The following is an 11,843-nucleotide window of genomic DNA, read 5'->3' as shown; positions in this document are numbered from 1 at the left end:
CGGTGGTGGTCACCGCGCCCAGTGTGCTCGTGCTGCGGTTATTGGTCAGGCTGAGCGTGCCGGTATTGGCGGTGACGCTGCCGATGCTGTTGGCGCTGTGGAGCGTATAACTGGTGCCGCCCTGGAAGTCCGCCGATGCTGCGGTCAGTATGCCGGTCTGGGTGACAACACCTGCCGCCCCGGTGTTGAACGCAAACGCCCCGGTCGTGGTGACCGTCCCGAAGCTGGTCGCCGCCGCTGCGTTGTAGAGGTTGATCGAACCCGTGTTGGCCGCCAGCGTATTGAAGCTGTTGCCCGTGTTGATCAGCGTAAAGGCGCCGCCGCTGCCGTTTAGCGTCAAGGCATCGGCAACAAACGCTGACGACTGGGTCGCGTTGCCCGTCGTGGTCAGCGTCAACGCACCGCCGCGTGTGTTAACCGCGCCGCCGAGCGAAATGCCCGTCGAACCAGCGTTCACGGTCACGTCAAAGGCGTTGCTCGCCGTCGAACCGATCGACCCTGTCGCCTGGCTAATCGCCACAGCGCCCGCATCCGACGTCAACGCCAGCGATGCGGTGCTCGCGCCCGTCCGGTTCACGGCGGCATTGACAGCGACATTGCCCCCTGTCGACCGCAGTTGTGACACGCCGCCAAAATTAACCCCACCGGCAGCAACGGTCAGCGTCCCTGCGCTGACCAGGGTTAGCGCCCCCGTCGTGCTGGTCGCGCCGACGCTTGTCGTCCCGCTATTGGCGAGATTGATGGTGCCGGTAGTTGCAGTGAGTGAGGCAAAGCTGTTGCCCGCATTGGCGAGCGTATAGGTACCGCCGCTGCCGTTAAGCGCCAGCGCGTTCGCCGAGAACGCCGCGCCCTGACTGACCGTGCCGGGCGTATCGAAGCTCAAGGTTGTCGCTACGCTCAACGCGCCAGCTAGCGTCATGTCGCCAGTGCTCGTCAAGCTTAGCAGCCCAGACGTGGTCACCGGACCGATGCTGCTCGTCGTCGCGCTGTTGGCCAGCGAGATTGACCCCGTCGTCCCGGTCAGCGACCCAAAGCTGTTGGTCGTAATGTTGAGGGTATAGTTGGTGCCCGACCCATTCAGATCAAGCGCACCTGCGGAGAAGGCCGCCGTCTGCGTCACCAATCCGGGCGTGGTCAGGATCAGCGATCCACCCACGGTCACCGTGCCAGCAAGCGACAGATTGCCCACGCCAGTATATTGGAGATTGCCCGCCGTCGTCGTCGCGCCGAAGCTCGTCGTCGTCGCACTGTTGACCAGCGTGATCGACCCGGTGCTGCCCGTCAGCGTCGAAAAGACGTTGCTGGACGATAGCAGATGGGTGCCGCCCATGCCGTTCAGCGTCAGCGTGCCCGTCGTGAAGGTCGTTGTCTGGGTCGATGTGCCGGTGGTATTCAGCGTCAGCGCGCCGCCAGCCGTATTGACCGAGGCATTCAGGCCAATGCCGCCATTGCCCGCCGTGATCCCGGTGTCGAACACGCCACCCAGCGAACTGATGCCGGTGTTGACGTCCACCCGGTTCGCCGCGGTCAGTTGCACTGACGAACTTGCGCCCGATGCCTTGCGAAGCGTCGCGTTGACCGTGACGTCACCCGCCATCGACCGCAGCAAGGCCGTCGATCCCGCGCCCACCTGCACGGCAGCGCCAACGGTCAGCGCGCCCATGCTGACGACACTCAACCCGCCCGACGTCGTCACAGGACCGACCGAGACAGCCGCTGCATCGACCACCGAGATCGACCCCGTCGTGCCTGAAAGCGAGGCAAAATTGTTGTTACTTTCGGTCAGCGTGTAGCTGCCGCTTGCGCCGTTCAGGACCAGCGCATTCGCGCTGAACGCCGCTGTTTGCGTTACTGATCCGGTGGTGCTGAGCGTAAAGGTGGTGCCAACCGAAACCGGGCTGTCAATCGAGATATTGCCGCCGCTGGTGAACGAGAAGGCGGTATCCGTCGTAACAGCGCCGATGCTGGTCGCCGTTGTGGTTCCTTTGACCAGCGAGATCGAACTGGTCGTGCCCGACAGCGACGTGAAGCTGTTGCCCGCATTGGTGAGCGTATAGGCGCCACCGCTGCCATTCAAGCTCAGCGCGCCGGCCGTGAAGGCCGTCGACTGGGTAACATTCCCCCCATTGCTGAGCGCCAGCGAACCGCCATTGGTCGCAATCGCGCCGTTCAGCGCCATGCCGCCCGCACCCGCCGTCAGCATGACGTTCAACGCGCCCGACACCGTGCTGATGGTGCTCGCCACCGTCAGTCGATTTAGCGCATTCAGGGCTAGCGCGCCGGTGCTCGACGATCTGCTGACCGCCGCGCTGACCGTGATGTTATTCTGCGAACTCAGCGAGGACGATGCGCCGAAGGTCAGTGCGCCACCGATCGTCAGATTGCCAGCACTCATCAGCTGGATCCCGTTTGCCGTGGTGACGACACCCGTGGTCGTGGACGTGCCGCTATTGGCGAGATCGATTGCACCGGTGTTGGCGGTGAGCGTGGTGAAGCTGTTGCTCCCGTTGGTCAGCTGGTACGTCCCCGTACCCTGCAACGACAGACCAGCCGCGGTGAAGGCGCCGTTCGCGCCCTGCGAACCGGTGCCCGTGGTGGTAAGGGTCAGCGTGTTGCCGTTGGTGTTGACGCCGGCGTTAAGCGCAATGCCGCCCGTGCCGGCACTCAGCGATGTTGCCCGCGCCGATACCATATCCGCAACCGTCAGGGTCGAGCCGCTGGCCGTTGCATTGACGGTGAGCGCACCGCTGGTCGTGACCTGGCCGATGCTGGTCATCGCCCGGTTGTTACTCACCGAGATCGAGCCCGTGGTCCCGGTCAGGGAATCAAAATTGTTCGCGGCATTCAGCACATAGCTGGTGCCGGCACCGTTCAGGTCGAGCGTCCCGGCCGAGAAAGCCGTATTCTGCGTTACCGATCCTGGCGTCGTCAGGCTGAGCAGGCCGCTCACCGTCACCGCGCCGTTCAGCATCAGTGATGTGCCAGCACCATTATACTGCAGACTGTTCGCGGTTATCGTGCCGAAGGTTGTCGTCGCCGCGCGGTTGACTAGCGTGATCGACCCCGTGCTGGCCGTCAACGTCGAGAAAACATTGTTTTCCGACAGCGAATGCGTGCCGCTGCCGTTGAGCGTCAACGTGCCGGTCGTCAAGGCCGCCGTCTGAGTCGACATGCCTGTCGTGTCGAGCGTCAGCGTGCCGCCAGCCGTGTTGACCGATGCGTTCAGCCCAATACCGCCCGCGCCCGCCGTAATCGCGGTATCAAAAACGCCACCCAGCGAGCTGATGCCGGTATTGACGCTCACCCGGTTCGATGCCGTCAGTTGGATCGAAGAGGTTGCGCCCGACGATTTGCGCACCGTCGCGTTCACCGTCACATCGCCAGCGGTCGAGCGCAGCAGCGATGTCGAGGCACCGCCGACAAGCACCGCCCCATCGACGGTCAGCGCACCGCCACTCGTAACGCTCAACCCGCCGGTTGTCGTCACCGGGCCAACGCTGAGCGCTGTCATATCGGCTAGCGTGATCGATCCCGTTGAGCCCGTCAGCGTGGCAAAATTGTTGCCGCTGTTGGCCAGCGTATACGCGCCGCCCGTGCCGTTCAGCGTCAGCGCGGTTGCTGTCAGCGCGGTCGAGGCCAGCTGGCTGATCGTCCCCGTCGTCGAGAGCGTCAGCGCACCCGTCGTGGTCACCGCGCCCAGCGTGCTGGTGCTGCGGTTGTTGGTCAGGCTGAGCGTGCCGGTGTTCGCGGTCACGCTGCCGATGCTGTTGGCGCTGTTGAGCGTATAGCTGGTGCCGCCCTGGAGATCAGCCGATGCTGCGGTCAGCACGCCGGTCTGGGTGACGACACCTGCCGCCCCGGTGTTGAACGCAAACGCCCCGGTCGTGGTGACCGTGCCAAAGCTGGTTGCCGCCGCTGCGTTGTAGAGGTTGATCGATCCGGTGTTGGCCGCCAGCGTGGTGAAGCTGTTGCCGGTGTTGGCGAGGCTATAGTTGCCCGTGCCGTTCAGCGTCAGCGCGGTTGCCGTCAGTGCGGTCGAGGCCAGCTGGCTGATCGTCCCCGTCGTTGACAAGGTCAGCGCGCCGGTGGTGGTCACCGCACCCAGCGTGCTCGTCGTCCGGTTGTTGGTGAGGCTCAGCGTGCCCGTGTTCGCGGTGACGCTGCCGATGCTATTGGCGCTGTTGAGCGTATAGCTGGCACCGCCCTGGAGATCAGCCGAGGCAGCGGTCAGCACGCCGGTCTGGGTGACGACACCTGCCGCCCCAGTGTTGAACGCAAACGCCCCGGTCGTGGTGACCGTCCCAAAGCTCGTCGCGCCCGCGCTGTTCACCACATTCACCGAACCGGTGCTCGCGGTGAGCGATGACAGCACGTTGCCGCTATTGGTGAGCGTGTGGGTGCCACCCGTGCCCTGCAGCGACAGCCCCGCCGTCGTAAACGCGCCGTTCGTGCCTTGCGAAGACGTGCCCGTGGTGTTGAGCGTCAGCGTGTTGCCGTTGGTGTTGACCCCGGCATCGAGCCGAATGCCACCCGTCCCCGCCGTGAACGACGTATTCGCCGCCGATACCGCCGCCGCAACGGTCAGGCTTGATGCTGTGTCAGAGGCATTGACCGAGAATGCCCCTGTCGTGTTGATCGCGTTGACGGTGGACGTCGCAGCAATATTGCGCAGGCTGATGCTGCCGACAGTGACCCCGCCCGTTGTGACCGACGTGAAGCTGTTGCCGCCAGTGAGGTTATACGTGCCGCCGGTGCCGTTCAGCGTCAGCGCGTTCGCGGTAAACGCCGCATCCATCGTGGCGGTACCCGATGTCGTCAGCGTCAGCGCGCCGCCTTGCGCCATCGATCCGCCGCCCAGCGTGTTGATCGTGCCTTCGAGCGACATGCCGCCACCCGCGCCCGAACCGCCCGAGATCGACACCGCAAATGGACTGTTCGAGGCCGCGCCGATTGTTCCAGCGGCACGGGTCGTCACGCCCTTGTTCGCCGCCGTCGCCGACAGCGCCAACGACGCCGCCGCCGTTCCGCTGGTCCGGTTGATCGCCGCGTCGACAGTGAGATTTGCCGTCGTCGATACCAGCGACGATGCGCCATCGCCAAAGTTCACCGCACCGGTGACTGTCAGATCGCCAACGGTGGAGACAACCAGCGTCGTCGCCGTCGTCACCGGGCCAACGAACAGCGTCGCCGCGCTGGCGTTCAACAGATTGATCGAGCCGGTATTCCCCGTCAGCGTGCCGATCATGTTGCCCGAGCCGGTCAGCGTATAGGTGCCGCCCGTCCCCAGCAGATTCGCCGAGGTCGCGACCAGCGCCGCGGTCTGCGTGACCGTGCCGCCGGTGTTGAACGTGAACGCACCCGTCGTGATCGCGCCGAAGCTCGTCGCGCTGCTGCCCTTGAGCAGGCTGATCGACGTCGTGCCGCCCGTCCCCGTCGCCAGCGACGCGAAGCTGTTGGTCGCGGTATCCAGCGTGAACGTGCCGCCGCCCTGCAGCGTCAGCGCGCCGGCGGTGAATGCCGCTGTCTGGCTGGCGGTACCCGAGGCTGAGGTCGCCAGCGTCAGCGCCTGGCTGCCCGCGTTCAGCGCCGCGTTCAGCGCGATGTTGCCGGTCGTCGCGGTCAGCGACGTCGCCCCCGTCGTGGTGACAGCACCGCCAAGCGTGATGCTGCTGCCCGTGATCGACGTGGCAGCACCGAACAACGTGCCTGTCGATGCCGAGGATACCGCGCCGCCGGTATTGAGCGTCAGCGCGCCACCGCGCGTGTTGACCGTGCCGCCAACCGAGATGCCGGTCGAGCTGGCCGAAGTCGCCGAGACCGTCACGCCAAACGCGTCGGTCGAGCTCGCGCCGATCGAGCCCGTCCCCGAAGTGATCGTCACACCCCTGGCGGCCGCATTGGCGGTCAGCGCCAGCGAAGCCGCGTTGGTGCCGGTCCGGTTGATCGCCGCGCCCACCGCGACATTGCCTGCCGTCGAGACCAGCGACGATGCGCCGTCACCAAAGCTCACCGCACCGCCAACCGACAGATCGCCGCCGCTGGTGGCACTCAGCGCGCCCGATGTCGTCACGGGGCCGACGCTTAGCGCGCCGGTCTGGCTGTACGTGATCGTGCCCGTGCCGGTCGTGCTGGTCAGCGTGGCGATGCTGTTGCCGGTGTCGGTCAGCGTGTAGCTACCGCCGGTCCCCAGCAGGTTCGCCGTCGTCGCGACCAGCGCCGCCGTCTGCGTGACCGTGCCGCCGGTGTTGAACGTGAACGCACCCGTCGTGATCGCCCCAAAGCTCGTTGCGGTGGCGGTGTTGCGCAGTGAAACCGCGCTAGCAGTCGCAGTCAGTGAGGCAAAGCTGTTGGCGCTATTGAGCGTGAAGCTGCCGCCGCCGAGCAGATTGAGCGCGTTTGCCGAAAACGCCGCCGATTGCGTAACCGTCCCCGGCGTATTAATTGTAAAGTTACCACCAAAGGTGTTGACATTGTCGGCCAACGTCACGCCCCCGCCAGACCCTGGCGTGCCTGCAGCGTTAAGAATGACGTTCAGAGCGTTGTTGGTGGACCCTCTGATTTTCGCGTTGACCGTAATCGCGTTGGCCGCATCGAGCGTCAGCGTCCGAGTGCCGCCCCCGGTATTTTCGATGATGGCATCGACGGTGATGTTGCCAGCCTGGTTACCCATGACGCCGGTCGTGATCGAAACGTTGGTCGTGTTAAGAAGGTTATTGATAACACTGGCGGCAATCGTTGAATCATCGGCGATCGCCGTGAAATCTCCACCGGCTAAGGCGTACGAGTTAACGTTCCCAGCTGCGCCGATCGTAATATTATACGGATCGAACAGCCACATCCCGGCCAGCCCAAGCGGTGCCCCTGCCGACCCTTGCACGCCATCGGTGTTCAGATACCGACCTGACGTCTCAATCCGCCCGCCATTGCCACCCTGCGCGCCGCCGCGGGCAAAGATGCTACCATGGGCTTGGGTGATGGAGGCGACGTTGTTGACGTCCGACCACAGCACCACCGTGCCGCCATCGCCATTGCCCGTCGCGCTCGCATCAAGCGTGGCAGTGGACGCAAGCCCCGCCCGCACCGAACTCGGCCTCCCGTTGATGGTCGCCCCCTGCCAGCCGCCGCCGACATAGATCTGGCCGCCGCCAGCGTCGCCGGTTGCCAGCACTTGCGCGCCCGAACCGACCACGACATTTTCGCCAGCGATCTGGATCAGGCCGCCCTTTTCGCCCGCGCCCGTGCCGCTGGCGTTGAGGAGACCGGTGGCATTGACCGTGCCGACCGGGCCGCCATCGAGAATGATCTGGCCATCTTTTTCCGACACGCTGGTCGCGTCGATAATACCGCCGGTGTTGATGACGCCACCGACAACATCGGCCGCCGCGCGCGCCGTCAACAGAACGCGTCCGCCCGCCGCCGACAGCGTGCCGGTGTTATTGATCAGCGGCCCATCGGCCGGCACCACATCAAGCGGCTGGGTGACCGAGAAGGAGAGCAGTTTGTCGCCAGCGAGATCGAGCACAAAGCCCTTGCCCGCGCCCAGCGCGACGGCGCCGAGCCGCGCCTGGACAAGCCCGGCATTGCCAACCTTATTGCCCGCCAGCACGGCATAGCCGCCCGTGGCCGACGTAATCTCGCCCAAATTGACGACCGCGCCTTTGGCGTTGGTGCCATCAAAAGCATAATTGCCGGCCATGAAATCATCGTTGCTGATCGCATGGGTGGTGGCGAGGAAGCCATTGGTCGATACGCGGCCGCCGCCGCCGATCAGCACGCCATTGGGGTTGAGCAACCAAACCTGGCCATTGGCGATCAGCGAACCATCGATCCGCGATTCAGTGAGCCCCGTGACGCGATTCAGCGCAATCGAGCTTGAGTTTAGCTGCGAGAAAGTGACGGTCGATCCATTATCGATCGAAAATGCCCGCCAATCGATGACGGCCTTGTCGGTCCGCTGGGTAACCTGGACGCTATTGGTGCCAACGCCCGAAACAACCGCGGAACCGACTCGGACGCTGGGATCGGCAATCGACTGGGCTGCTGCAGGGTAAGCCAGCAAAAAAGGCAGCGTGAAGCTAGCGCAGTGGCGAAAACTCACGCCCGATATCACCGGGTTTGCCGATGATTGCTTAGCTGATTTCATCGTTAAGCCCACCCTTGTACCGTCGCATTTTTCCAATAAGTCAAACACTTATCGGTATCTGAGACGGCTAATATAGTCTTGAATTCACTAGGTATTACTACGCGTCATCCGACGTTCCAGCAACCCAACAGAAACACTGCCCGGCGAGTGTCTCTAAAACGGACGTTTCCGGTGCCGATAAAGATTCATGGCAGCCATGCGCTCAACCCTTCCTCCCAAAAATGCCCGCGTCTCGATCCGCGACCGACCACCCCGGGTGGCCCGCCACCGCCGAGCGGCACCGCAGCGGGGACAAAGCGACGCGCTTGTCCCCGCCGACAAATCAAACGACCCCAAAGGCGAGCATGGCGTCGGCGACCTTTTTGAAGCCGGCAATATTCGCGCCCTTAACGTAATCGATATAGCCGTCGCTCGTGCTGCCATGTTCGACGCAGCGTTCATGGATACCTTCCATGATGTCGAACAATTGCTGCTGCAGATCGGCAACCTTCCAGGCGCGTCGTTCGCTATTCTGGCTCATCTCCAGGCCTGAAACGGCAACACCGCCGGCATTGGCGGCCTTGCCCGGCGCAAACATGATTCGGGCATCCTTGAACACATGAACGCCTTCCAGCGTGGTCGGCATATTCGCGCCCTCGGCGACCGCGATACAGCCATTGGCCACCAGGGTGCGGGCATCATCGCCCAGCAGCTCATTCTGCGTGGCGCAGGGCAAGGCCACATTGCAGACCACACCCCAGGGGGTCTTGCCGGCGTGGAAGGTCGCGCCGGGATATTCCTTCACATAATCGGAAATCCGCCCGCGCCGTTTGGTCTTGTGCGCCTTTACCCAGTCAATCCGGTCCTGGCTGATGCCATCGGGATCATGGATAAAGCCTTCGCTGTCGCTCAGCGTCAGCACCTTGCCGCCCAACTGGGTGACCTTTTCCGCCGCATGGGTTGCGACATTGCCCGATCCGGAAATGACCGCGGTCATCCCCTCCAGGTCCTTGCCCTTGGCCTTCAGCATGGATTGCAGGAAATACACCGCACCATAGCCGGTTGCCTCAGTACGGATCAGCGAACCGCCAAATTCCAGCCCCTTACCGGTCAACACCCCGGTAAACTGGTTGGTGATCCGCTTATACTGGCCAAACATATACCCGATTTCGCGCGCACCAACGCCGATATCGCCCGCTGGCACGTCGACATCAGCGCCGACATGGCGATAGAGCTCGGTCATGAAGCTCTGGCAAAAGCGCATCACTTCATGATCGCTCTTGCCTTTGGGGTTGAAGTTGGACCCGCCCTTGCCGCCGCCCATTGGCAGACCAGTCAATGCATTCTTAAAGGTCTGTTCAAAGGCAAGAAACTTGAGAACGCTTTCCGTGACAGACGGATGAAAGCGAATACCGCCCTTATAGGGGCCGATTGAATTGTTATTCTGTACGCGCCAGCCGCGCTGTACTCGGATGTTATTATTGTCATCTTCCCAGCATACGCGGAACGAAATGATCCGATCCGGTTCTGCGATCCGGCGAAGAATCTGATAATGGTGATAGGCTTCTTTGTCGGCGATAAATTCGTAAATGTCCTGTGCGACTTCCTGCACGGCCTGGATAAATTCTGGCTGTCCTACATTACGTTTCTTTACGCCTTCCATGAAGACGGAAAGATCAACATGATCCGTTGTAGCCATTATCACTCCCCTAATCCAAACAAAGACAAATACTTGCACGAACTTTGGCGCAACGTTGCTGCTGCCGAGTCGCTCTATATTGCCTTGGCCTGGGCGGCTTATTTCCTTAGATTTCCGGTCTTGGCTAGGGGGGAACGCTCTTTTGGGTATCTTGGTCAGCAACCTTTAACTAACCTACTAAAAACAAATAAGTTATTCCGTTTACGCAACGCCTTGGTCGCCCATTGGCCAAAAACGGCGTCAAATCGGGGTGCGGGACGGCTGAATTTGTGGCAACGGGGGCGCGCCGGGCGCCTGCAAGCCACGATCAAGCTGGGGGCCCGGGCAGAGTTTGAAGGGGGGAAGAACACATGAAAGCGTCCGATCTGTTCGTCAAATGCCTGGAAGAAGAAGGCGTTGAATATGTGTTCGGCGTGCCCGGCGAGGAAAATCTCGATTTTCTAGACAGCTTGTCGCGATCAACCTCGGTCAAGCTCATCCTCACCCGCCATGAACAGGGCGCTGGCTTCATGGCCGCGACCTATGGCCGCCATACCGGTAAAACCGGCGTCTGCCTGGCGACGCTTGGGCCGGGGGCAACCAACCTCGTCACCGCCGCTGCTTATGCCAATCTGGGTGGGATGCCGATCCTGATGGTCACCGGCCAAAAGCCGATCAAATCGAGCAAGCAGGGCCGCTTCCAGATCCTCGACGTGGTCGACATGATGCGCCCGATCACCAAATATACCCATCAGCTCGCCTCGTCCGACAACATCCCGAGCCGCGTGCGCGAGGCGTTCCGCCTGGCTGAGGAAGAAAAGCCCGGCGCGACGCATATCGAATTTCCTGAAGATATCGCCGACGAAAAGACCGAGAGCCTGCCGCTGAAGCGCAGCCTTGTCCGCCGCCCGACCGCTGATCCCAAATCCGTCCGCGCCGCCGTCGCGCGGATCGAGGCGGCGAAATCGCCTGTGCTGGTGATTGGTGCCGGCGCAAACCGGACGATGACCAGCCGGATGCTGATGCAGTTCATCGAAAAGACCGGCATCCCGTTTGTGACAACGCAGCTCGGCAAGGGCGTGATCGACGAAACCCACCCCAAATTCCTGGGCTGCGCGGCACTGTCATCGGGCGATTTCGTCCACCGCTCGATCGAGCATAGCGACCTGATCATCAATGTCGGCCATGACGTGATCGAAAAGCCGCCTTTCTTCATGCGCCAGGGCGGCACTGAGGTGATTCATATCAGCACCAACACCGCCTCGGTCGATCCGGTCTATTTCCCCTCAATCGAGGTGATCGGCGACATCGCCAATGCGGTCTGGCAGATCAAGGAAGACATCATGCCGCAAGGCGCATGGAATTTCGATTTCATGACCAAGGCGCGCGCGGCCGAAGTGGCGCATACCGCCTCGCTCGATGGCGATGCCCGCTTCCCGATCTTCCCGCCCTATCTGGTCCGCAAGATCCGCGAAGCAATGCCCGCCAATGGCATTATCTGCCTCGATAATGGCGTCTATAAAATCTGGTTCGCGCGCAACTACGCCGCGCGCCAGGCGAACACCGTGCTGCTCGACAATGCACTGGCGACAATGGGCGCGGGGCTGCCCTCTGCCATGGCATCGGCAATGGTCTATCCGGATCGCAAGGTGATGGCGATTTGCGGCGATGGCGGCTTCATGATGAACAGCCAGGAGATGGAAACCGCCGTCCGCCTGAAGCTTAACATCACCGTGCTGATCCTCAACGACAACAGCTATGGCATGATCCGCTGGAAACAGGCCAATATGGGCTTTGAGGATTTCGGGCTTACCTATGGCAACCCCGATTTCGTCAAATATGCCGAAAGCTATGGCGCGATCGGTCACCGGGTCGACAATGCCGAAGGACTGCCCGCTTTGCTCGCGCATTGCCTCGACACGCCGGGGGTGCATCTGATTGATTGCCCGGTCGACTATTCGGAAAACGACCAAATCTTGAACAAGGACATCAAGCAGCTCAGTGCCGCCGTCTGATCCCATAATCCCCGCCCGGCACCGGGCG

At 62.3% G+C, this 11,843-nt stretch carries 4 protein-coding genes; 2 read left to right on the top strand and 2 right to left on the bottom strand.

Annotation, left to right across the window (positions count from 1 at the left end; genetic code table 11):
• Both B7Y43_RS16145 and gdhA read right to left on the bottom strand, forming a co-directional pair.
• A partial coding sequence (locus B7Y43_RS16145; protein WP_374132699.1) for a filamentous hemagglutinin N-terminal domain-containing protein occupies positions 1 to 8,143 on the bottom strand: 8,143 nt, incomplete at its 3' end.
• 322 nt (positions 8,144 to 8,465) lie between these two features.
• Complete coding sequence (gene gdhA / locus B7Y43_RS16140; protein ID WP_374132702.1) at positions 8,466 to 9,785, bottom strand: NADP-specific glutamate dehydrogenase; 1,320 nt, start codon at positions 9,783 to 9,785, stop codon at positions 8,466 to 8,468.
• Here gdhA and B7Y43_RS16135 point away from each other — a divergent pair.
• Positions 9,675 to 10,175, top strand: a complete 501-nt coding sequence (locus B7Y43_RS16135) for a hypothetical protein (RefSeq protein ID WP_374132703.1) — start codon at positions 9,675 to 9,677, stop codon at positions 10,173 to 10,175. The two genes, gdhA and B7Y43_RS16135, sit on opposite strands and share 111 nt — an antisense overlap.
• Positions 10,172 to 11,815 (top strand): acetolactate synthase large subunit, encoded by a 1,644-nt coding sequence (locus tag B7Y43_RS16130; RefSeq protein ID WP_374132698.1) that lies wholly within the window; start codon positions 10,172 to 10,174, stop codon positions 11,813 to 11,815. Before B7Y43_RS16135 ends, B7Y43_RS16130 begins: the two co-directional genes overlap by 4 nt.
• Positions 11,816 to 11,843 lie beyond the last annotated feature (28 nt).

The sequence above is a fragment of the Sphingomonas sp. 28-62-20 genome (assembly GCF_002281505.1).
The sequence above is the reverse complement of the archived record's forward strand: the minus strand, read 5'-3'. Positions and strand labels throughout refer to the sequence as shown.

Excerpts from the sequence above, each read along its gene's own strand:
- B7Y43_RS16135 (WP_374132703.1), top strand. The coding sequence starts at position 9,675 with ATGGTGATAGGCTTCTTTGTCGGCGATAAATTCGTAAATGTCCTGTGC.
- gdhA (WP_374132702.1), bottom strand. The coding sequence starts at position 9,785 with ATGGAAGGCGTAAAGAAACGTAATGTAGGACAGCCAGAATTTATCCAG.
- B7Y43_RS16130 (WP_374132698.1), top strand. The coding sequence starts at position 10,172 with ATGAAAGCGTCCGATCTGTTCGTCAAATGCCTGGAAGAAGAAGGCGTT.